This window comes from Streptomyces sp. NBC_00457, from assembly GCF_036014015.1.
Lineage (GTDB): Bacteria > Actinomycetota > Actinomycetes > Streptomycetales > Streptomycetaceae > Streptomyces.
The window spans coordinates 8,297,174-8,318,048 of record NZ_CP107905.1 but is presented as its reverse complement, the minus strand read 5'-3'; the positions used below and the strand labels follow the sequence as shown (position 1 = coordinate 8,318,048).

Annotated in this window: 21 protein-coding genes; 10 read left to right on the top strand and 11 right to left on the bottom strand. The window is 70.1% G+C overall.

All coding sequences use genetic code 11. The features are described 5' to 3' along the window. Positions 1-5 precede the first annotated feature (5 nt). Positions 6-1,214 carry a phosphoserine phosphatase SerB gene (serB, locus tag OG828_RS38030; RefSeq protein ID WP_210575553.1) on the top strand — a complete coding sequence of 403 codons (1,209 nt, stop codon included), beginning with the start codon at positions 6-8 and terminating at the stop codon, positions 1,212-1,214. 111 nt (positions 1,215-1,325) lie between these two features. Here the strand turns inward: serB and OG828_RS38025 are convergent, their stop codons facing one another. The 4 genes from OG828_RS38025 to OG828_RS38010 form a co-directional block, all read right to left on the bottom strand. Beyond that, positions 1,326-1,844: a SixA phosphatase family protein gene (locus OG828_RS38025; protein WP_328441340.1), complete on the bottom strand. Its 519-nt coding sequence runs from the start codon at positions 1,842-1,844 to the stop codon at positions 1,326-1,328. A 65-nt stretch (positions 1,845-1,909) separates the two neighbouring features. After that, positions 1,910-2,116, bottom strand: coding sequence for a hypothetical protein (locus OG828_RS38020; protein ID WP_328367180.1), 207 nt, complete (start codon positions 2,114-2,116; stop codon positions 1,910-1,912). Positions 2,117-2,298: 182 nt separating this feature from the next. Beyond that, positions 2,299-2,418, bottom strand: coding sequence for an SGM_5486 family transporter-associated protein (locus OG828_RS38015; RefSeq protein WP_260859621.1), 120 nt, complete (start codon positions 2,416-2,418; stop codon positions 2,299-2,301). 49 nt (positions 2,419-2,467) lie between these two features. Beyond that, a complete protein-coding gene (locus tag OG828_RS38010) occupies positions 2,468-3,781 on the bottom strand; it encodes a CynX/NimT family MFS transporter (protein WP_328503746.1) in 1,314 nt (437 codons plus the stop codon). Between the two features lie 70 nt (positions 3,782-3,851). Here OG828_RS38010 and OG828_RS38005 point away from each other — a divergent pair, with 70 nt between their 5' ends. After that, on the top strand, positions 3,852-4,547 hold the full coding sequence (locus tag OG828_RS38005) for a FadR/GntR family transcriptional regulator (RefSeq protein ID WP_328503745.1): 696 nt from the start codon (positions 3,852-3,854) through the stop codon (positions 4,545-4,547). On the opposite strand, the gene OG828_RS38000 is transcribed toward OG828_RS38005, so the two are convergent. The 3 genes from OG828_RS38000 to fabG form a co-directional block, all read right to left on the bottom strand. Further along, complete coding sequence (locus tag OG828_RS38000; RefSeq protein WP_328503744.1) at positions 4,522-4,875, bottom strand: hypothetical protein; 354 nt, start codon at positions 4,873-4,875, stop codon at positions 4,522-4,524. The two genes, OG828_RS38005 and OG828_RS38000, sit on opposite strands and share 26 nt — an antisense overlap. 164 nt (positions 4,876-5,039) lie before the next feature. After that, positions 5,040-5,807, bottom strand: coding sequence for an enoyl-ACP reductase FabI (fabI, locus tag OG828_RS37995; protein WP_210575560.1), 768 nt, complete (start codon positions 5,805-5,807; stop codon positions 5,040-5,042). Positions 5,808-5,812: 5 nt separating this feature from the next. Beyond that, positions 5,813-6,517: a 3-oxoacyl-[acyl-carrier-protein] reductase gene (gene fabG, locus OG828_RS37990; protein WP_210575561.1), complete on the bottom strand. Its 705-nt coding sequence runs from the start codon at positions 6,515-6,517 to the stop codon at positions 5,813-5,815. 238 nt (positions 6,518-6,755) lie between these two features. Here fabG and OG828_RS37985 point away from each other — a divergent pair, with 238 nt between their 5' ends. From OG828_RS37985 to tyrS, 3 genes are read left to right on the top strand one after another with little or no spacing between them, the layout of a single operon-like run. After that, complete coding sequence (locus OG828_RS37985; protein ID WP_210575563.1) at positions 6,756-8,279, top strand: TldD/PmbA family protein; 1,524 nt, start codon at positions 6,756-6,758, stop codon at positions 8,277-8,279. Continuing rightward, positions 8,276-9,670: a metallopeptidase TldD-related protein gene (locus tag OG828_RS37980; protein ID WP_328441335.1), complete on the top strand. Its 1,395-nt coding sequence runs from the start codon at positions 8,276-8,278 to the stop codon at positions 9,668-9,670. The genes OG828_RS37985 and OG828_RS37980 overlap by 4 nt, the downstream gene beginning before the upstream one ends. 59 nt (positions 9,671-9,729) lie before the next feature. Continuing rightward, positions 9,730-10,998: a tyrosine--tRNA ligase gene (gene tyrS, locus OG828_RS37975; protein ID WP_328441334.1), complete on the top strand. Its 1,269-nt coding sequence runs from the start codon at positions 9,730-9,732 to the stop codon at positions 10,996-10,998. Positions 10,999-11,093: 95 nt separating this feature from the next. Here the strand turns inward: tyrS and OG828_RS37970 are convergent, their stop codons facing one another. Continuing rightward, the gene (locus OG828_RS37970) at positions 11,094-11,372 is read right to left on the bottom strand and encodes a GlsB/YeaQ/YmgE family stress response membrane protein (protein ID WP_328503743.1); all 279 of its coding nucleotides are present in this window, start codon (positions 11,370-11,372) and stop codon (positions 11,094-11,096) included. Between the two features lie 244 nt (positions 11,373-11,616). On the opposite strand from OG828_RS37970, the gene OG828_RS37965 reads away from it, so the two are divergent. After that, the gene (locus OG828_RS37965) at positions 11,617-12,015 is read left to right on the top strand and encodes a DUF3099 domain-containing protein (protein WP_328503742.1); all 399 of its coding nucleotides are present in this window, start codon (positions 11,617-11,619) and stop codon (positions 12,013-12,015) included. A 207-nt stretch (positions 12,016-12,222) separates the two neighbouring features. Further along, on the top strand, positions 12,223-12,462 hold the full coding sequence (locus OG828_RS37960; protein WP_210575569.1) for a hypothetical protein: 240 nt from the start codon (positions 12,223-12,225) through the stop codon (positions 12,460-12,462). A gap of 102 nt (positions 12,463-12,564) precedes the next feature. Here OG828_RS37960 and moaA read toward each other — a convergent pair whose 3' ends face one another. From moaA to OG828_RS37945, 3 genes are all read right to left on the bottom strand, one after another. Then, positions 12,565-13,554, bottom strand: coding sequence for a GTP 3',8-cyclase MoaA (gene moaA / locus OG828_RS37955; RefSeq protein WP_328441333.1), 990 nt, complete (start codon positions 13,552-13,554; stop codon positions 12,565-12,567). 148 nt (positions 13,555-13,702) lie between these two features. After that, positions 13,703-15,322, bottom strand: coding sequence for a solute symporter family protein (locus OG828_RS37950; protein ID WP_210575570.1), 1,620 nt, complete (start codon positions 15,320-15,322; stop codon positions 13,703-13,705). Next, complete coding sequence (locus tag OG828_RS37945; RefSeq protein WP_328367142.1) at positions 15,319-15,675, bottom strand: DUF485 domain-containing protein; 357 nt, start codon at positions 15,673-15,675, stop codon at positions 15,319-15,321. The genes OG828_RS37950 and OG828_RS37945 overlap by 4 nt, the downstream gene beginning before the upstream one ends. A 248-nt stretch (positions 15,676-15,923) precedes the next feature. On the opposite strand from OG828_RS37945, the gene OG828_RS37940 reads away from it, so the two are divergent. The 3 genes from OG828_RS37940 to OG828_RS37930 all read left to right on the top strand — a co-directional run bounded on the left by OG828_RS37940 (position 15,924) and on the right by OG828_RS37930 (position 20,688). Further along, complete coding sequence (locus OG828_RS37940) at positions 15,924-17,453, top strand: S8 family serine peptidase (RefSeq protein ID WP_328503741.1); 1,530 nt, start codon at positions 15,924-15,926, stop codon at positions 17,451-17,453. A gap of 87 nt (positions 17,454-17,540) precedes the next feature. Further along, positions 17,541-19,058 (top strand): S8 family peptidase, encoded by a 1,518-nt coding sequence (locus OG828_RS37935; protein ID WP_328503740.1) that lies wholly within the window; start codon positions 17,541-17,543, stop codon positions 19,056-19,058. 100 nt (positions 19,059-19,158) lie between these two features. Then, complete coding sequence (locus OG828_RS37930; protein ID WP_328503739.1) at positions 19,159-20,688, top strand: CoA transferase; 1,530 nt, start codon at positions 19,159-19,161, stop codon at positions 20,686-20,688. Positions 20,689-20,875 lie beyond the last annotated feature (187 nt).

The following is a 20,875-nucleotide window of genomic DNA, read 5'->3' as shown; positions in this document are numbered from 1 at the left end:
GCACCATGAGCGCTTCGCAGACCTCAGACTTCCCCACCCTTCTCGTCAAGATCTTCGGGAAGGACAGGCCGGGCATCACGGCCGGCCTCTTCGACACCCTCGCCGCCTACTCGGTCGACGTGGTCGACATCGAGCAGGTCGTCACGCGTGGCCGGATGGTGCTGTGCGTGCTGGTGACCGAGCCGCCGAGGGGGCTCGAAGGGGACCTGCGCGCCACCGTCCACAGCTGGGCGGAGTCGATGAAGATGCAGGCGGAGATCATCTCCGGCACGGGCGACAACCGGCCCCGCGGACTCGGCCGTTCGCTGGTGACCGTGCTCGGGCATCCGCTCACCGCGGAGGCGACCGCCGCGGTCGCGGCCCGTATCACGCGCACCGGCGGCAACATCGACCGTATCTTCCGGCTCGCCAAGTACCCGGTGACGGCGGTCGAGTTCGCGGTGTCCGGCGTGGAGACCGAGCCGCTGCGCACGGCCCTGGTGACCGACGCGGCGGCACTGGGTGTCGACGTGGCGGTCGTGGCCGCGGGACTGCACCGGCGCGCGCAGCGCCTGGTCGTCATGGACGTGGATTCGACGCTCATCCAGGACGAGGTGATCGAGCTCTTCGCCGCGCACGCGGGCTGCGAGGCGGAGGTCGCCGAGGTGACGGCGGCGGCGATGCGCGGGGAGCTCGACTTCGAGCAGTCGCTGCATGCGCGCGTGGCGTTGCTGAAGGGGCTCGACGTCTCGGTGGTGGACAAGGTACGCAGCGAGGTGCGGCTGACGCCGGGCGCACGCACGCTGATCCGTACGCTGAAGCGGCTCGGCTACCAAGTGGGCGTCGTGTCGGGCGGTTTCACTCAGGTCACGGATGATCTGAAGGAACGTCTCGGCCTGGACTTCGCGCAGGCCAACACGCTGGAGATCGTCGACGGGAAGCTGACCGGCAGGGTCACCGGCGAGATCGTGGACCGGGCGGGGAAGGCGCGGCTGCTGCGCCGGTTCGCCGCCGAAGCGGGTGTGCCACTGGCGCAGACCGTGGCGATCGGTGACGGTGCCAACGATCTCGACATGCTGAACGCGGCCGGACTGGGAGTGGCCTTCAACGCCAAGCCGGTCGTCCGCGAGGCCGCGCACACCGCGGTGAACTTCCCGTTCCTCGACACGGTGCTGTATCTGCTGGGCGTCACCCGCGAAGAGGTCGAGGCGGCGGACACCCACGACGAGGGCTGAGCGGACGAGGCGGCTCTGTGCAGACGGGGCAGGCATGAGCAGGCGAGGCCGTGGAGAGGTACGAGGGGCCCGCACCGGTGCGGTGCCGGGCCCCTTGCCGGTCGCGTGGGGTTATTCGGAGGGTGCCCAGTAGTCGCGCAGGGTGGCCGTGCCCGGTTCCAGTGACTTCCAGGAGCCCTCGAAGGACAGGACCGCGAAGGCGGCGGCGGGGAAGCCGCGGCGGCTCAGCCGCTCCAGGGCGTCACCCTCGGCCGAGCCCGCGAGGATCTCGGCGAGGCCCTGGATGCCCGGGTTGTGGCCGATCATGAGGACGTTCTGCGCGTCGTCGGGGGTTTCGTTGAGCACGGCGATCAGTTCGCCGGGCGAGGCCTCGTAGACCCGCTCCTCATAGACGGTTTTCGGCCGGTGGGGGAATTCCTGGACGGCGAGCTTCCAGGTTTCCCGGGTCCGGGCCGAAGTGGAGCACAGGGCCAGATCGAAGGGGATGTGGGTGTCGGCGAGCTTGCGTCCGGCGACTGCGGCGTCCATGCGGCCCCGCTCAGCGAGCGGCCGCTCGTGGTCGGTCACCTGTGGCCAGTCGGCTTTCGCATGCCGGAAGAGGACGATCCTGCGGGGTTCTGCGACGCTCATGCGTCCCAGCTTCGCATGAAACACGCCAACGGGCGCAGGGAGTTGACGGGCGGCTCAGCAGGTGTTCAGCGCGATATCAGCTGCAGAATGTGCTCGAAGAGCTGGGTGATCGCCGGGTCCGTGGTGGCCGCGTGCGCGTCGGACGGGTTGAGTATCAGCAGGAGCAGGGTGACGAACGCGAGCGCGGGGAGAGCCAGGGCCCACCAGGGCAGCCTGATGTCCGGGCGGCCCGAGCGCGCCGGGTGGAGCCGGGTCTGCGTAGGGGCCGACATGACGCCTCCGTGAGTCTTCGGGTGATCCGTGCCCGCCGCTCGCGGCCACACCTCGAAGTTACGGACTCCCGGGCCCTCAACCCATCCGGTGATCCACCCAGTTGACCCTGACACTCGCCCCCTAGGGGATGGTGGTGCTAGCCCCACCATCGGACCCGCTAGCGGTCACTGCGAGGCGATCGTCACGGCGAGGCGATCGTCGCGATGATGGCGATGATCACGAAGATGGCGAAGAACGAGCCGAAGACGAGGAGCATCTTCTTCTGGCCGTTCTGCGGGTTCGGGTCGAGCACTGGCGACATGCGCCAAGTGTCGCACCCGCCGGACGGGCCCGGTCTGCGGGGGTGGGGCTCAGCGGGCCGCCTCGTCCTCCACCGTGCGGTCGCGGCCCGCCAGGACGCCGACGATCATCTGGGGGATCATCAAGCCGGTCATGAGCGCGATCGGCAGTCCCCAGCCGCCGCTGTGCTGGTAGAGGACGCCCACCAGGAGCGGTCCGGGGACGGAGATCAGATACCCCGTGCTCTGCGCGAACGCCGAGAGCTGGGCGACGCCCGCGCCGGTCCTGGCCCGCATCCCGACCATGGTGAGGGCCAGCGGGAACGCGCAGTTGGAGACGCCGAGCAGCAGCGCCCAGGCCCAGGCGCCGCCGGCCGGCGCGGCGTACAGGCCGGCGTATCCGGCGAGACCGCAGACGCCGAGCGCGATCACGATCGGGCCCTGATGGGGCAGTCGGGTGGCCACGCGCGGGATGACGAAGGCGAGCGGCACGCCCATCACCATCGTGACGGCCAGGAGCAGCCCGGCCGTGCCGGCGGGTACACCGGCGTCGCGGAAGATCTGCGCCATCCAGCCCATCGTGATGTAGGCGGCGGTGGCCTGGAGCCCGAAGAAGACGGCGAGCGCCCAGGCGGTACGGCTGCGGGTGATGCGCAGAGCGGGCTGCACGCGCGCGTGCGCTTCGGTGCCGGGCTCCGCGCGCGGGTGCACCTCGGCAGGCGGCTGCGCCCCCCGCTGCCGTACGAGCGCGATCCACGGCAGTACGGCCACCGCCGCGAGCCCCGCCCACACCGCGAGCCCGGACTGCCAACTGCCGCCCAGGGCGTCGGCCATGGGCACGGTCACCGCCGCCGCTGCGGCGGTGCCGAGAGCGAGGGCCATCGAATACAGGCCGGTCATGGAGCCGACCCGGTCCGGGAACCAGCGCTTGACGATGACTGGCATGAGGACGTTGCTGACGGCGATGCCCATGAGCGCGAGGGCGCTGGCGGCCAGGAATCCGGGGACGCTCCCGGCGTACGGCCGGATCAGCAGGCCCGCGGTGATGGCGGCCATGCCGGCGCAGACGACCGCGCCCGGCCCGAAGCGGCGGGCGAGCCGCGGGGCCATGACGCCGAACACGGCGAAGCAGAGCGGGGGCACCGAGGTGAGCAGGCCGGCCACGCTGCCGCTCATGCCGAGCCCGTCGCGGACCTCTTCCAGGAGGGCACCGAGACTGGTGATGGCGGGGCGGAGGTTGACGGCGGCGAGCACGATGCCAAGGACGACCAGTCGGGTCGTCCACGCGCGCGTGGCGGTCGGGGATGCGTCTGTCACGGGTGCCGAGCTGCGTATCGTCGGGGGCTTTGTCGTCCGGGTTTCCTCGCGTGCCATGAGGCCCATCATAGAATCATGGGATGATTGGTTGTCCACCCTCCGGCCACCTGCGGCCGACCGTCCCGTGCGAAGGTGAGCCATGCCCCTGAGTCACCCCCGCAGGTCGGCGCTGTCCGAGCAGGTCATCGCCGCGCTGCGGAACCAGATCACCTCGGGCGAGTGGCCGGTCGGCTCGCGCATCCCGACGGAGCCCGAGCTGGTCGAGCAGCTCGGCGTCGCTCGCAACACGGTGCGTGAGGCCGTCCGCGCCCTCGCGCACAACGGTCTGCTGGACATCCGCCAGGGCTCCGGCACCTACGTGGTCGCGACCAGCGAGCTGGCGGGCGTGATGCACCGCCGCTTCGCCGACGCCGACCCGCGGCACATCGCCGAACTGCGCTCCACCCTGGAGTCCGGCGCCGCGAGACTGGCCGCCGAGCGGCGCACCGAGAAGGACCTCAAGCAGCTCGACGCGCTGCTGGTGCGGCGCGAGGAGGCGTGGGCGTCGGGCGACGCGGAGGCCTTCGTGGCGGCGGACACGACCTTCCACCTGGCGGTGGTGGCCGCCTCCCACAACGACGCGATGACGGCCATGTACGCGGACCTGAGCGAGGTGCTGCGGGACTGGCTGCGCGAGGACGTCGGCCAGGAGCTGACCCCGGAGACGTACATGGACCACACACGGCTCGTCGACGCGATCCGGACGGGCGACACCGCGGCAGCGGCAGCGGAGGCCGCGAGCTATCCGTTCCTGTGCCGTCCCGGCCGGTTCACAGCGCCCGCTTCCGGTGACTGACCCACACCGAACGGACCTCTTTCCAGCAGCGGCCGGTCAGCCGCACGGTCTGCGCGGGCCCCGCGTCGACCGCGGCGCCGTCGCTGTCGACGTCCCACCAGCGGTCGCACTCGATGTGCAGACGGACGCTGTCCGTTCGCGGATACGGGTTGTGGCAGAACGCGGTCACGTAGGAGCCGATGACCTTGCTGCGGCACGCGGCGCCGAACGGCTCCGGTGCGGCGGGCTGCCGTACCTTCACGCGCGCGTGGGGCATCGCCTCGTACGACAGGGAGAGTACGAGAGCGGCGGCGACGGTCACTGAGGCCAGGCTGCGGGAGATGCGCACAACGGGACCTCCTCGGCCGTGCTGGGGAGGGAAGCGTGTGGTGAAGGCGTACTTCAGGGTGTGCGGTGGTGGCCCTCCCGCGCCCGGCGGGTGGGCCGAACGGGTGATACGCCAAGGGCCCGCGTCCCTGATGGGAACGCGGGCCCTCCGGCAGTCGTCGTGCGTCACGCGCCGATGGCGTGCAGACCCCCGTCGACGTGGATGATCTCGCCGGTGGTCTTCGGGAACCAGTCGCTGAGCAGGGCGACGATGCCGCGGCCGGCCGGGTCCGGGTCCTTGAGGTCCCACTCCAGCGGGGCACGGGTGTCCCATACGGAGGCGAGCTCCGAGAAGCCCGGGATGGACTTGGCCGCCATCGAGCCGATGGGGCCGGCGGAGATGAGGTTGCAGCGGATGTTCTGCTTGCCCAGGTCACGCGCCATGTAGCGGCTGGTGGCCTCCAGGGCGGCCTTGGCCGGGCCCATCCAGTCGTACTGCGGCCAGGCGTACTGCGCGTCGAAGGTGAGGCCGACGACCGAGCCGCCGTTCTGCATCAGCGGCAGGCAGGCCATGGTCAGCGACTTCAGGGAGTACGCCGAGACGTGCATGGCCGTGGCGACCGACTCGAACGGCGTGTTGAGGAAGTTGCCGCCGAGCGCGTCCTGCGGGGCAAAGCCGATGGAGTGGACGACGCCGTCGAGGCCGCCGAGTTCCTCGCCGACGATGTCGGCCAGGCGGCCGAGGTGCTCGTCGTTGGTGACGTCGAGCTCGATGACCTTGGTGGGCTTGGGGAGCTTCCTGGCGATGCGCTCGGTCAGCGTGGGCCGCGGGAACGCGGTCAGGATGATCTCGGCGCCCTGCTCCTGGGCCAGCTTGGCGGCGTGGAAGGCGATGGAGGACTCCATCAGCACACCGGTGATCAGGACGCGCTTGCCCTCGAGAATTCCGCTCATGGTGATCAGTGACCCATTCCCAGTCCGCCGTCAACGGGAATGACGGCTCCAGTGATGTACGAGGCGTCGTCCGAGGCGAGGAAACGCACCGCCGCGGCGACCTCGTCCGGCTGCGCGTACCGGCCGAGCGGCACCTGCGACATGATCGTGGCCCGCTGCTCGTCGGTGAGCGCCTTCGTCATGTCGGTGTCGACGAAGCCGGGCGCGACGACGTTGAAGGTGATGTTGCGTGAGCCCAGCTCACGGGCGAGGGAACGCGCGAACCCGACGAGGGCGGCCTTGGAGGCGGCGTAGTTCGACTGACCGGGGCCGCCGTACAGCCCGACCACCGAGGAGATGAGCACGACACGGCCCTTCTTGGCGCGCAGCATGCCGCGGTTGGCGCGCTTGACGACCCGGAAGGTGCCGGTGAGGTTGGTGTCGATGACCGAGGTGAAGTCCTCCTCGGACATCCGCATCAGGAGCTGGTCCTTGGTGATGCCGGCGTTGGCGATGAGGACCTCGACGGGGCCGTGCGCGTCCTCGATCTCCTTGTAGGCCTGCTCCACCTGCTCGGGGTCGGTGATGTCGCACTTGACGGCGAGGAAGCCGGCGGGCGGCTCACCGGAACGGTAGGTGATGGCGACCTTGTCGCCGGCGTCGACGAATGCGCGGGCGATGGCGAGGCCGATGCCCCGGTTGCCTCCGGTGACGAGAACCGAGCGGCTCAACGGATCACCCTTTCACTAGCGGTTGGTTCCCCCGCCCGAACACCTGGATGACAGGCGGCTTCATCAAAAACCTATCGTTCCGCTCCCTTCTGCGGAGAATCGGGCACCGACAGCGGCGAAGGGCACTCACTGTGGGGTCCCTACAGAAAGAGGCGCACGTCAGCCGGAAACCTGTGGTCCCTCGCCGGGATGGGCGACATGATCGGAGCCGACAGGCCACGACAGCAGGGAGACCTCCGTGCCTCATACGATCGACGAAGCCTTCACGGCACTTCCGCTACGCGCTCTGGCCGACGCCGCGCTGGCACGCGCGCGTGCGCTGGGGGCGGAGCACGCGGACTTCCGGTGCGAGCGGGTACGCAGCGCGTCCTGGCGCCTGCGGGACGGCAAGCCCGCCGGATCGTCGGACACCACCGACCTCGGGTACGCGGTGCGGGTCGTGCACGGCGGGACGTGGGGGTTCGCGTCCGGCGTGGATCTGACGCTCGACGCCGCCGCCAAGGTCGCCTCGCAGGCGGTGGCGATGGCCAAGCTGTCCGCACAGGTGATCCGGGCGGCCGGGTCGGACGAGCGGGTCGAACTCGCCGACGAGCCCGTGCACGCCGAGAAGACATGGATCTCGTCGTACGCGATCGATCCGTTCACCGTGCCCGACGAGGAGAAGACCGCGCTGCTGGCGGACTGGAGCGGCCGGCTGCTGGCGGCGAACGGGGTCGATCACGTCGACGCGTCGCTGCTCACCGTCCACGAGAACAAGTTCTACGCCGACACCGCCGGGACCGTGACCACGCAGCAGCGGGTGCGGCTGCATCCGCAGCTGACGGCGGTGTCGGTGGACGCGTCGAGCGGCGAGTTCGACTCGATGCGCACCATCGCACCGCCCGTCGGCCGTGGCTGGGAGTACGCGACGGGCACCGGCTGGGACTGGGACGACGAACTCGCCCGGATCCCCGAGCTGCTCGCCGAGAAGATGCGCGCCCCCAGCGTCGAGCCGGGGCCGTACGACCTCGTCGTCGACCCCTCCAACCTGTGGCTGACCATCCACGAGTCCATCGGCCACGCCACCGAGCTGGACCGCGCCCTCGGCTACGAGGCCGCCTACGCCGGCACCTCCTTCGCCACCTTCGACCAGCTCGGCAAGCTCAAGTACGGCTCCGAGCTGATGAACGTCACCGGTGACCGCACCGCCGAGCATGGCCTCGCGACCATCGGATACGACGACGAAGGCGTCGAGGGACAGTCCTGGGACCTGGTGAAGGACGGCACGCTCGTCGGCTACCAGCTGGACCGGCGGATCGCGAAGCTGACCGGGTTCGAGCGGTCCAACGGGTGCGCGTTCGCCGACTCCCCCGGCCATGTGCCCGTGCAGCGCATGGCCAACGTGTCCCTGCAACCCGACCCCGCCGGGCTGTCCACGGAGGACCTGATCGGGGGCGTGGACCGCGGCATCTATGTGGTCGGCGACCGGTCCTGGTCGATCGACATGCAGCGCTACAACTTCCAGTTCACCGGCCAGCGGTTCTTCAGGATCGAGAACGGGCGGCTGACCGGTCAGCTGCGGGACGTGGCCTACCAGGCTACGACCACCGACTTCTGGGGCTCCATGGCGGCCGTCGGCGGTCCGCAGACGTATGTCCTGGGCGGCGCCTTCAACTGCGGCAAGGCCCAGCCGGGTCAGGTGGCCGCGGTCTCGCACGGCTGCCCGTCGGCCCTCTTCAAGGGCGTCAACATTCTGAACACCACGCAGGAGGCCGGTCGATGAGCGCGCGTACGAGCAAGCCGCACGAGGTTGTCGAGCGGGCGCTGGAGCTGTCCCGGGCCGACGGCTGCGTCGTGATCGCCGATGAGCAGTCGACCGCCAATCTGCGCTGGGCGGGCAACGCGCTCACCACGAACGGGGTCACGCGCGGGCGCACGCTCACGGTCATCGCCACCGTCGACGGCAAGGAGGGCACCGCGTCGGGCGTCGTCTCACGCTCCGCGGTGACGATCGACGAGCTGGAGCCGCTGGTGCGCGCCGCCGAGGCCGCCGCACGCGGCGCCGGGCCCGCCGAGGACGCGCAGCCGCTGGTCACGGGCGTACCGGCGTCCGAGGACTTCACGGATGCCCCGGCCGAGACGTCGTCCACCGTGTTCGCCGACTTCGCCCCGGCGCTCGGTGAGGCGTTCGCACGCGCGCGTGCCGGTGGCCGCGAGCTGTACGGCTTCGCCAACCACGAGCTGGTGTCGACGTACATGGGTACGTCCACCGGTCTGCGGCTCCGTCATGACCAGCCCAACGGGACGCTGGAGCTGAACGCCAAGTCGCCCGACCGTACGCGCTCGGCGTGGGCGGGGCGGTCGACCCGGGACTTCAAGGACGTCGACCCGGCGGCGCTGGACGCCGAGCTGGCCGTACGGCTCGGCTGGGCGGAGCGGCGGATCGAGCTGCCCGCGGGCCGGTACGAGACGCTGCTGCCGCCGACCGCCGTCGCCGACCTGCTGATCTACCAGATGTGGTCGGCTTCGGGCCGGGACGCCACCGAGGGCCGCACGGTGTTCTCCAAGCCCGGCGGCGGCACGCGCGTCGGTGACAGGCTCACCGAGCTGCCGCTGACCCTGCGCAGCGACCCGAACGAGCCGGGCCTCGAGTCCGCGCCCTTCGTGATCGCGCACTCCTCCGGCGGCGACCAGTCGGTCTTCGACAACGGGCTGCCGCTGAAGCCGACCGAGTGGGTGCGCGCCGGTGAGCTGGGGCACCTGTTGACCAGCCGGCACAGCGCGGGGCTGACCGGACTGCCGGTGGCACCCGCGATCGACAACATCGTCCTGGACGGCGGCACGGACCGGTCCCTGGAGGACATGGTCGCCGGCACCGAGCGCGGGCTGCTGCTGACCTGCCTCTGGTACATCCGCGAGGTCGACCCGGCCACGCTGCTGCTCACCGGCCTGACCCGGGACGGCGTCTACCTCGTCGAGAACGGCGAGGTGACCGGCGAGGTCAACAACTTCCGGTTCAACGAGTCGCCGGTGGATCTGCTGGGGCGGGCGGCCGAGGCGGGGCGCACGGAAAAGACGCTGCCGAGGGAATGGAGCGACTGGTTCACCAGGGCCGCCATGCCCGCGCTGAGGGTGCCGGACTTCAATATGAGCTCTGTCAGTCAGGGCGTATAACCTCGTAGTCGGCTGTCGCTCGACGGCCGACAAGATCGCTTCAGGGAGATACGAGAACCGTGACGGACATCGTCGACGAGCTGAAGTGGCGGGGGCTGTTCGCCCTGTCCACTGACGAGGACGCATTGCGCAAGGCGCTCGCGGACGGTCCCGTCACGTTCTATTGCGGTTTCGACCCGACGGCGGCCAGTCTCCACGTCGGCCACCTGGTCCAGGTCCTCACCATGCGCCGGCTCCAGCAGGCGGGACTGCGCCCGCTCGCCCTCGTCGGCGGCGCGACGGGTCAGATCGGCGACCCGCGCCCGACGGCTGAGCGCACGCTGAACGACCCGGAGACGGTGGCCGCCTGGGTCGACCGGCTGCGCTCGCAGATCGAGCCGTTCCTCACCTTCGAAGGTGAGAACGCCGCGGTGATGGTGAACAACCTGGACTGGACGGCCGGCATGTCCGCCATCGAGTTCCTGCGCGACATCGGCAAGCACTTCCGCGTCAACAAGATGCTCACCAAGGACTCGGTCGCGCGGCGACTGCAGTCCGAAGAAGGCATCAGCTACACGGAGTTCAGCTACCAGCTGCTCCAGGGCATGGACTTCCTGGAGCTGTACCGGCGGTACGGCTGCACGCTCCAGCAGGGCGGCAGCGACCAGTGGGGCAACCTCACGGCCGGGCTCGACCTGATCCACAAGCTGGAGCCGCACGCGGGCGTGCACGCGATCGCCACTCCGCTGATGACCAAGGCGGACGGCACCAAGTTCGGCAAGACCGAGGGCGGGGCGATCTGGCTCGACCCGGAGATGACGACGCCGTACGCGTTCTACCAGTTCTGGCTGAACGTGGACGACCGGGACGTCTCGACGTACATGCGCATCCTGTCCTTCAAGTCCCGTGCGGAACTGGAGGAGTTGGAGAAGCAGACGGAGGAGCGGCCGCAGGCCCGGGCCGCGCAGCGCGCGCTCGCCGAGGAGCTGACGACGCTGGTGCACGGTGCGGAGCAGACGGCGGCGGTGATCGCCGCGTCCCGTGCGCTCTTCGGGCAGGGTGAGCTGGCGGAGCTGGACGAACGGACGTTGGCCGCGGCGCTGTCCGAGGTGCCGCATGTGCGGGTTGCCGAGCTCGGGCCGGTTGTCGATCTGTTCGCCGAGGTCGGGCTGGTGGCGAGTAAGTCGGCTGCGCGGCGCACGGTGAAGGAGGGCGGGGCGTACGTGAACAACGTGAAGGTCGCCGCGGAGGACTTCGTCCCGGTGGAGGGGGATCTGCTGCACGGGCGGTGGCTGGTGCTGCGGCGGGGCAAGAAGAATCTTGCGGCTGTGGAGGTGGTTGGCGGGTAGCGCGGGGTGCGCCGCAGGGGGTGCGGTGGTCTGCGGACTGCGGGTTCGTTGTGGCTTGTCGCGCAGTTCCCCGCGCCCCTATCGGGGCGCTTCACTCACGTGCGTTGTTTTCTTTTCCCCAGCGTTGCCATGTACAGCATGTCGCCTACACCCACGATGACCAGCGCTGACACCAGCTGGAAGGCGTGGCGGCTCCAGTCGATGCCGGAGGTTTCGTCGACGCCCACTCCTCGGGCGATGGAGTTGCCGACGATGGCGCCGAGCATGCCGAAGATGGTCGTCAGCCAGAGGGGGCTGTGCTGTTTGCCGGGCAGGATCGCCTTGGCGATGAGCCCCAGCACGAATCCCACGATGATCGCCCACAACCAGCCCATGGCTGCCTCCTTGTACGGCTCGACGTGAGCATTACGCCCAGTGTCGGCCCGTTCGCGCTACGGCGCATGTCGGGTACGGCGCTACGCGCTCCGGCGCAGGCCACTCGCCCTGGTCGGAGGTGCCCCGGTCTCGTAGGAGACGCAGGTGCGGCGTAACGTGGAGGCTGTCCGGGCTCGGCTTCGCCGCCTGGGCGGAGTGGGTACGGGCCGGGAAGAGTCCGATGCGGGCGGATGGTGGAATGTGATGCGGAAGCAGCATGGCGGCGGCAACGCCCAGGTATTCCGGATCACTGGGGCACGGGCGAGCCTTCAGGACGATGTGCGCGGGCGGCAGCGGCGGTACGTCATTTCGATGTCGGTCCGTACGGTGTCCGTGGTCCTCGCGGCCACGCTCTGGAACGTCGAACGGCACGTCGCCATCGTGGCGTTGGTGCTCGGGGCGGTGCTTCCCTATATCTCGGTGGTGATCGCCAACGCCGGGCGGGAGAACGCGCCGTCGCTTCCGTCGACGTTCGTGACCGCGCCGACGCCGCCGATGATCGCTCCGCCGCGGGACGACGACGGCTTCGCGGAACCGGCGACGGAAGAAGCGGCGGCCGAACCGGAGCCCGGCGCGAGAAGCGAGCGAAGCGACCGGATGTGAGCTTGCGGAGGCTCGCCGGCCGGAGGTCGGCTCCGTGCCAAGCTCAGGAAAAGCTCAGATCAATCATGTTGTTCCGGTGCCGAGCGGGTACTGACCCGTGACATACTTTCTAAGCGCTCCGCATCCCCCGTCGGAGCGACAGACCGACGCCGGGCAGCTCCCCCCGTGGCTGCTCGGCGTCGCCTTTCGTGGGGTTAGGGTCGGGACGTGATTCTGAACGTCCCCGGCAACGATCCGGCCTCTCCCATCTGCTCCGCCAAGGGCTGCCGTGCCGCCGCCGTGTGGGTGCTCGCCTGGAACAATCCGAAGCTGCACACGCCGGAGCGGCGCAAGACCTGGCTGGCGTGCGAGGAGCACCGGGAGCATCTCTCGCAGTTCCTCGGGGTCCGGGGCTTTTTGAAGGACGTGGTCCTGCTCGAGGAATGGGAGTCCCCCGACCAGGCCTAAGCGCTTAGCTGGACGTCAGGTGCTTCGTCTGCGGGTCCGTCGTGGCTGGTCGCGCAGTTCCCCGCGCCCCTATGGGGCGCTCCAGAACCGTGTTGGCCCCGCCTAGCCCCCGATCGCCGACATCGGCCTGTCCGGCTGCACGAACGTCGGGTCGTCCAGGCCGGCCCCTGCCTTCTTGCCCCACATGGCCAAGCGCCAGATGCGGGCGATTTCCTCGTCGGGGGCGTCGGAGCGCAGGGCGGCGCGGAGGTCGGTCTCCTCGCGGGCGAACAGGCAGGTGCGTACCTGGCCGTCGGCGGTGAGGCGGGTGCGGTCGCAGGCCGCGCAGAACGGGCGGGTGACCGAGGCGATGACGCCGACCACGTGCGGGCCGCCGTCCACCAGCCAGCGTTCCGCGGGGGCCGAGCCGCGCTTCTCCGAGCCCTCCTCGGTCAGCTCGAAGCGCGTGCGCAGCGAGGTCAGGATGTCGCCTGCCGTGATCATGCCGTCGCGCTTCCAGCCGTGCTGGGCGTCCAGCGGCATCTGCTCGATGAACCGCAGCTCGTAGTCGTGCTCGACGGCCCAGGCCAGGAGGTCGGGGGCCTCGTCGTCGTTCAGGCCCGGCATCAGGACCGAGTTGACCTTGACCGGGGTCAGACCCGCCTCGCGGGCGGCGTGCAGGCCCTCGATGACGTCCTTGTGGCGGTCCCGGCGGGTGAGGGTCTTGAAGACGTCCGGGCGCAGGGTGTCCAGCGAGACGTTGACCCGGTCCAGGCCCGCCGCCTTCAGGGCGCTCGCGGTGCGCTTGAGGCCGATGCCGTTCGTGGTCAGGGACATCTGGGGGCGCGGCTCCAGGGCCGCGACGCGCTCGACGATGCCGACCAGGCCGGGGCGGAGCAGCGGCTCGCCGCCGGTGAAGCGGACCTCCGTGATGCCCAGGGAGGTGACGGCTATGTCGATCAGGCGGACGATCTCGTCGTCGGTGAGCAGGTCGGGCTTGGCCAGCCACTGCAGGCCTTCCTCGGGCATGCAGTAGGTGCAGCGCAGATTGCAGCGGTCCGTGAGCGAGACCCTCAGGTCGGTGGCCACTCGGCCGTAGGTGTCGATGAGCACGTGGGCCCCCTCCCTCGCAGCGGATCCATCATTTCCGACACCTGCGAGCCTACGCGACGCCGCTGACAACAAGCAGGGGGCTTTTACTACCAGGCACGACGCGGCCGCGTCGTAGGGATCTACGACGCGGCCGCGGGGCGGGGTGGGCTCAGTGCGCGCCGGTGCCCGTGAGGGAGCGGACCTCCAGCTCGGCGTACTTGCCGGTGTCCGGCTCCTCCTTGGACAGGTAGGTGCCGACGATGCCCATCAGGAAACCGAACGGGATCGAGATGATGCCCGGGTTCTTCAGCGGGAACCAGGAGAAGTCGACGTCGGGGAACATCGCCGTGGGGTCGCCTGAGACGACGGGCGAGAACAGCACCAGGCCGACGGCCACGGTCAGACCACCGTAGATCGACCACAGGGCGCCCTGGGTGGTGAACCGCTTCCAGAACAGGCTGTAGAGGATCGTCGGCAGGTTGGCGGAGGCGGCGACCGCGAAGGCGAGGGCGACGAGGCCGGCCACGTTCAGGTCGCGGGCGAGGGAGCCCAGGAGGATGGAGACGGCGCCGATGCCGATGGTCGCCAGACGGGCGGCCTTGACCTCCTCCTTCTCGGTGGCCTTCCCCTTGCGGATGACGTTGGCGTAGATGTCGTGCGCGAAGGAGGACGACGAGGCCAGGGTGAGGCCGGCGACCACGGCGAGGATCGTCGCGAAGGCCACCGCCGAGATCGTGGCGAGCAGGATCGCGCCCCACGCGGAGTCGACGCCGCCCAGGTGCAGGGCGAGCAGAGGCGCGGCCGTGTTGCCGGACTTGTTGGACGCGATGATCTCTTCCTGCGAGATCAGCGCCGCCGCTCCGAAGCCGAGCGCGATGGTCATCAGGTAGAAGCCGCCGATGATGCCGATCGCCCAGTTCACGGACTTACGGGCGGCCTGGGAGTTGGGCACCGTGTAGAAGCGGATCAGGATGTGCGGCAGGCCGGCGGTGCCGAGCACGAGGGCGATGCCCAGGGAGATGAAGTCGAGCTTGGTGGTGCCCGTCGCGCCGTACTGGAGGCCGGGCTCCAGGAAGGCGGCGCCCTTGCCGCTGTTCTCGGCAGCCGTGCCGAGCAGGTCGGAGATGTTGAAGTTGAACTTCAGCAGCACCAGGAAGGTGATCAGGATGGTGCCGCTGATGAGCAGCACGGCCTTGACCATCTGGACCCAGGTGGTGCCCTTCATGCCGCCGATGGAGACGTACACGATCATCAGGACGCCGACGAGGGCGACGATCAGGATCTTGCCCGCGTCGGAGGTGATGCCGAGCAGCAGGGAGACCAGGACGCCCGCGCCCGCCATCTGGGCCAGCAGGTAGAAGATCGAGACGACGATCGTGGAGGTGCCGGCGGCCGTGCGCACGGGGCGCTGGCGCATGCGGTACGCGAGGACGTCGCCCATCGTGTAGCGGCCGGAGTTCCTGAGCGGCTCGGCCACCAGGAGCAGGGCCACCAGCCAGGCGACCAGGAACCCGATGGAGTACAGGAAGCCGTCGTAGCCGAAGAGGGCGATGGCGCCCGCGATGCCGAGGAAGGACGCGGCCGACATGTAGTCGCCGGAGACCGCGAGGCCGTTCTGGAAGGCGCTGAACGAACGGCCGCCCGCGTAGAAGTCGGCGGCGTCCTTGGTCTGGCGGCCCGCCCAGACGGTGATGAACAAGGTCGCGACCACGAAGAGCGCGAACAGGGTGATGATCAGTGGTCGGTGCTCGCTGGCCTCGTTGGCCGCAAGCGTCATCGCGGGGCTCATGCGCCGCCCTCCATCCGGGACTTGATCGCTTCTGCCTTGGGGTCGAGCTTCGCGGCGGCGTGCCGCGAGTACCACCAGGCGATGAGGAACGTGGTGACGAACTGGGCGAGGCCGAAGACGAAGGCGATGTTGATGTTGCCGACCACCTTGGTGCCCATGAAGTCGCCCGCGTAGTTGGACAGCAGGACGTACAGCAGGTACCAGACGATGAAGCCGACGGTCAGCGGAAAGGCGAAGGAGCGGTAGGAGCGGCGCAGTTCACCGAACTCCGCGCTCTCCTGCACCTCGACGAACTCCTCTGTGGAAGGGAGTTGGTGTTCTTCTTTCGAGGGGGGCGGTGCGTCGGTAGCCACGGAGTCTCCTCGCGTTGCGGGTGCTGTTGTCAGAGAGCCTCGATCGTGCTCGGGTCTCCTGCCCAAGGTCACGGCGCCACGCGAGGACCGGTTCAACCCTCGGTACTTCTTTCCGAACCAACATCGGGGAAGTCATTGCTGGCCAGCGCAATCGGGGGATAGTTTCGCCCTGTCCCACCCGTCATGTACCTGCCCGGGCATCATCTGTGTCTCGGGCCGGTTTCGTTTCCGGATGATGTGGAGATCCCATGCCTCATCTGCGTTCCAGACGTCGGCTCGCTCTCGCCGTGCCCGTCGTTCTGTCACTGACCGCCTCGCTCGGCTTCCTGCCGGCGGCCGCCTCGGCCGCACCGCAGGCGGAGTCGGCCGCGCAGGCCGCGGACGCACCCGTATTGGCGTATGTCGTCAACACGAAGACGGACCGTCGCACCATCGCGGCCGTGCAGAAGGCGATCGTCGCCAAGGGCGGCACCGTCGTCGAGACGTACGCGAAGATCGGCGTGATCGTCGTGCACTCGGCGAACCCGGACTTCGGCGCGCAGATCCGCGCCGTGCGCGGGGTGCAGTCGGCGGGCGCCACGCGCACCGCGCCGCTGACCGCCGCCGGCACCACGGACGAGGGCGCCGCGCAGCTCCTGACGAAGGAGCAGGCCGCGAAGGTCGCCAAGGCCTCCGCCGCCACGGGCGCGAGCGAGCCTCTCGAAGCCGACCAGTGGGACCTGCGGGCGATCGGCGCCGACAAGGCCGCGCAGATCAACCCGGGCAGCAGGAAGGTCACCGTCGCCGTCATCGACACCGGCGTCGACGACACCCACCCCGACATAGCCCCGAACTTCTCCCGCTCGCAGTCGGCGAGTTGTGTGGGCGGCAAGGCGGACACCAGCGAGGGCTCCTGGCGGCCGTACACCGCGCAGGACTACCACGGCACGCATGTGGCCGGTGAGATAGCCGCGGCCCGCAACGGCATCGGTGTCGCCGGTGTCGCGCCGGGCGTCAAGGTCGCCGGCATCCAGGTGACCGACCCCGCCAACGGCCTCTTCTACCCGGAGAGCGTCGTGTGCGCGTTCGTGTTCGCCGCCGACCACGGCGTGGAGATCACGAACAACAGCTATTACGTCGACCCGTGGCTGTACAACTGCCTGGACGACCCCGACCAGAAGGCGATCGTCGACGCGGTCAACCGGGCCCAGCTGTACGCGCAGGGCAAGGGCACCCTGAACGTCGCCGCGGCGGGCAACTCCAACCACGACCTGGCCGCGGACTCCCTCGTCGACGACTCCAGCCCCGACGACTCCACCCCGGTCGAGCGCACCATCGACCCGCACGAGTGCTTCGACGTGCCGACGATGCTGCCGGGCGTCGTCACGGTCAGCTCGGTCGGCGTGAACAACCTCAAGTCGTACTTCTCCACGTACGGCAAGGGAGTCGTCGATGTGGCGGCACCGGGCGGCGACGGGCGGTACCAGATCCCGGACACGCCGTCGAAGAACGGCCGCATCCTGTCCACGATGCCGAACAACGCGTACGGCTTCCTGCAGGGCACCTCGATGGCCTCGCCGCATGCCGCGGGTGTCGCCGCGCTGCTGAAGTCGACGCACCCGAAGGCGTCTCCGGCGCAGCTGCGGGCGCTGCTCAAGGCGCAGGCCGACAACCCCGGTTGCCCCGACTCGTACGACCAGGACGGGAACGGCACGCAGGACGCGGTGTGCGAGGGACCGAAGCGGGTCAACGGCTTCTACGGTTTCGGCATCGTCGACGCCCTGGACGCGGTCAAGTAGTTCCAGCGAGTGGCGCGGCCCGAGGCGGGCCGCGCCACCCGGACTTCCCGCACGGTCCGCCCGTACCACGAACGAACTGGAGAGACCATGACAGCGCCTCACTCGCGCTACCGCAGAGCGATGGCGATCCCGGTCGGGATGGCCATGGCGACGGCACTCGCCTTTCTGCCGAACGTCACCGCGTCCGCGGCCGACGCGCCCGTCACGGCCGAGGCCGACGCGACCTCGCTCAGCTATGTCGTCAACGTCCGCCCCGGGCACGGGGTTCCCGGACAGGTGAAGAAGGCGATAGCCGAGGCCGGCGGCACGATCGTGACGTCGTACGACAAGATCGGGGTGATCGTCGTCCACTCGGCGAACCCCGACTTCGCCAAGATCCTGCGCACGGTGCGTGGGGTGGACTCGGCCGGCAACACCCGTAACGCGCCGCTGCCCGCGCAGTCGACGAACGACGTCGGCACGCCGAAGGTGCTGAGCGCGGCGGAGGCCGGCGCCGCCGAGGCCGCGGACGGGCAGGATCCGCTCGAGCCGCTGCAGTGGGACCTGCCCGCCATCAAGGCGGACAAGGCGCACGAGAAGACGCTGGGCAGCTCCAAGGTGACCGTCGCCGTCATCGACACCGGTGTCGACGACACGCACCCCGACATCGCGCCGAACTTCGACCGCGAGGCGTCCGTCAACTGCGTGACGGGCAAGCCCGACACGACCGACGGGGCGTGGCGGCCGGGCGCGACGGAGAGCCCGCACGGCACGCATGTCGCCGGTGAGATCGCGGCCGCCAAGAACGGCGTCGGCATGACGGGCGTGGCGCCCGGCGTGAAGGTGTCCGGCATCAAGGTGTCCACCACCGCCGGCTACTTCTACACGGAGGCCGTGGTCTGCGGCTTCATGTGGGCGGCCACACACGGCGTCGACGTGACCAACAACAGCTATTACACCGACCCCTGGTACTTCAACTGCAAGGACGACCCGGACCAGAAGGCGCTCGTGGACGCCGTCTCCCGGGCCTCGCAATACGCGGAGCGCAAGGGCGCGGTCAACGTCGCGGCGGCCGGCAACGAGAACTACGACCTCGCCGCCGACGAGATCACCGACCCGGTCTCCCCGAACGACGCCACGCCCACCGAGCGGGTCGTCGACCCGTCCGAGTGCCTCGACATCCCCACCCAGCTCCCGGGTGTCGTGACGGTCGCGTCGACCGGCGCGAAGGGCATCAAGTCGTCCTTCTCCAACCACGGTCTGGGCGTCATCGACGTCGCCGCCCCCGGTGGCGACTCGACCCGCTTCCAGACCCCGGCCCCGCCCGCCACCAGCGGCCTGATCCTGGGCACGCTGCCCGGCGGCAAGTGGGGCTACATGGCCGGTACGTCGATGGCGTCGCCGCATGTCGCGGGTGTCGCCGCCCTCATCAAGTCGACGTATCCGTACGCTCCTCCGGCTCTGGTGAAGGCCCTGCTGTACGCCGAGGCCGACGCCACGCCGTGCACGGACCCGTACGACATCGACGGTGACGGCAAGGTCGACGCGGTGTGCGAGGGCACGAAGAACCGCAACGGCTTCTACGGCTGGGGCACCGCGGACGCGCTGGACGCGGTGACGAAGTAGTACGGGTAGTACGGGTAGTACGGCCTGTGGGGGCCGGGCGGGTTCTTCCGTCCGGCCCCTGCTGTCGTGTTGATCGGGTCAACGCCGCATAGTGCTGCGCATGACCGACAACGAGAACATCGAGGACATCAAGAACATCGAGGACACCGAGTACGTCTGGTCCGCGCTGGGCGGCGATCCCGCCCTGGTCCCGCGGGTCTCGGTGACCGCCCGCAAGGGGGCGCTCGAAGCACGGCTTCCGGTACGGGAGTTGGCGCGGGCGTGCGTGGGCGCGTGTGCGCTGGCCGCCGCCGAGCTGGGGGCGCGGCGGGGCGGGCTGCGCGAAGTGCCCCGGGTGCGGGTCGACGACGGGGCCGTGGCGACGGCGTTCGTCAGTGAGCGCCATCTGCTCATCTCCGGGCGGGCGCCGGTCACCTTTGCTCCGTTGTCGCGGTTCTGGCGTACGGCGGACGGGTGGGTGCGGACGCATGCGAACTATCAGCATCACCGGGCGCGGTTGCTCACCGCGCTGGGGCTGTCCGACGACCGCGTGTCCGTCGTCGAGTCGGTGCTCGCGGAGCGCTCCGCCCTGGATGTCGAGGAGTCGGTGTACGCCGCCGGCGGCCTGGCGGTCGCGCTGCGTACGCCCGAGGAATGGGCCGGACATCCGCAGGGCGTCGCGGTCGCCGCGCGTTCGCTGGTCGAGCACGGGCGGCTGGATGCCACGCACGCGCGCGTGCTCGCGCCGGTCGACGGCGACCCCCTGCTGCCCGCCGCCGGACTGCGGGTGCTGGACCTGACCCGGGTGATCGCGGGGCCCGTCGCCACCCGCACCCTCGCCCTGCTGGGCGCCGACGTGCTGCGCGTGGACAGGCCTCAGCTGCCCGAACTGCCCGACCAGCACGCCGACACGGGCTTCGGGAAACGGTCGACGCGGCTGGACCTGAGAGCCGACCGGCGCGCCTTCGAGGAGCTGCTCGCGACGGCGGACGTGGTCGTCACGGGGTACCGGCCGGGCGCCCTGGACCGGTTCGGACTGTCGCCGGAGGCGCTGGCCGAGCGGCGGCCCGGGGTGGTCCTGGCGCAGCTTTCGGCGTGGGGTGCGTACGGGCCGTGGCGGGAGCGTCGTGGATTCGACAGCCTGGTGCAGGTCGCGACCGGCATCGCCACCGCCGAGGGCTCACCGGAGCGTCCCGGCGCACTCCCCGCGCAGGCGCTGGACCACGGCACGGGCTACCTGCTGGCAGCGGGGGTACTGCGCGCGCTCACCGAGCAGTCGTACGACGGCGGCAGCAGGTTCGTACGGCTGACACTGGCGCGGACGGCGGCGTGGCTGATGCACGGGGTCGGTGGGGCTGACGCGGGGGACGACGTGTACGCGGGGCGCGGCGCGGGCGCGGGGCGCGGCGCAGACGCAGGGCGCGGCGCAGACGCAGGGAACGACCTGTACGCGGGGCGCGGCGCAGACGCAGGGCGCGGCGCAGACGCAGGGAACGACCTGTACGCGGGGCCGGACGGGTGGCTGGCCGAGACCGACAGTGCGCTCGGACGGGTGCGGTACGTGCTGCCACCGGTGTCCTTCGCGGGCGGTCCGGTCGACTGGGGGCGGGCGCCGGGGGTATGGGGGTCCGATGCCGCGCGGTGGGCTTGAGGGTCCGATCCGGCGCGGTGGGCCTCAGGGGTACGACCCCGCGCGGTGAGCCTGAGGGGCGCCACCCCACCCGGCGCGATCGGCCTGGGGGCACGACCTGGCGCGATGGATCTCAAGGACACGACCCGGCGCGGTGAGCCTCAGGTCCGATCCGGCGCGGTGAGCCTGAGGGGCACGCCCCCGCGCA

What these genes read in the sequence shown, in the direction of transcription:
- OG828_RS37970 (WP_328503743.1), bottom strand. Translation starts at nt 11,372, where the DNA reads ATGGGCTGGTTGTGGGCGATCATCGTGGGATTCGTGCTGGGGCTCATC.
- OG828_RS37935 (WP_328503740.1), top strand. Translation starts at nt 17,541, where the DNA reads ATGACAGCGCCTCACTCGCGCTACCGCAGAGCGATGGCGATCCCGGTC.
- serB (WP_210575553.1), top strand. Translation starts at nt 6, where the DNA reads ATGAGCGCTTCGCAGACCTCAGACTTCCCCACCCTTCTCGTCAAGATC.
- OG828_RS37950 (WP_210575570.1), bottom strand. Translation starts at nt 15,322, where the DNA reads ATGAGCCCCGCGATGACGCTTGCGGCCAACGAGGCCAGCGAGCACCGA.
- OG828_RS38010 (WP_328503746.1), bottom strand. Translation starts at nt 3,781, where the DNA reads ATGATGGGCCTCATGGCACGCGAGGAAACCCGGACGACAAAGCCCCCG.
- fabI (WP_210575560.1), bottom strand. Translation starts at nt 5,807, where the DNA reads ATGAGCGGAATTCTCGAGGGCAAGCGCGTCCTGATCACCGGTGTGCTG.
- OG828_RS37965 (WP_328503742.1), top strand. Translation starts at nt 11,617, where the DNA reads ATGCGGAAGCAGCATGGCGGCGGCAACGCCCAGGTATTCCGGATCACT.
- OG828_RS37930 (WP_328503739.1), top strand. Translation starts at nt 19,159, where the DNA reads ATGACCGACAACGAGAACATCGAGGACATCAAGAACATCGAGGACACC.
- OG828_RS38015 (WP_260859621.1), bottom strand. Translation starts at nt 2,418, where the DNA reads ATGTCGCCAGTGCTCGACCCGAACCCGCAGAACGGCCAGAAGAAGATG.
- OG828_RS38025 (WP_328441340.1), bottom strand. Translation starts at nt 1,844, where the DNA reads ATGAGCGTCGCAGAACCCCGCAGGATCGTCCTCTTCCGGCATGCGAAA.
- OG828_RS38005 (WP_328503745.1), top strand. Translation starts at nt 3,852, where the DNA reads ATGCCCCTGAGTCACCCCCGCAGGTCGGCGCTGTCCGAGCAGGTCATC.
- OG828_RS38020 (WP_328367180.1), bottom strand. Translation starts at nt 2,116, where the DNA reads ATGTCGGCCCCTACGCAGACCCGGCTCCACCCGGCGCGCTCGGGCCGC.
- OG828_RS37940 (WP_328503741.1), top strand. Translation starts at nt 15,924, where the DNA reads ATGCCTCATCTGCGTTCCAGACGTCGGCTCGCTCTCGCCGTGCCCGTC.
- OG828_RS37980 (WP_328441335.1), top strand. Translation starts at nt 8,276, where the DNA reads ATGAGCGCGCGTACGAGCAAGCCGCACGAGGTTGTCGAGCGGGCGCTG.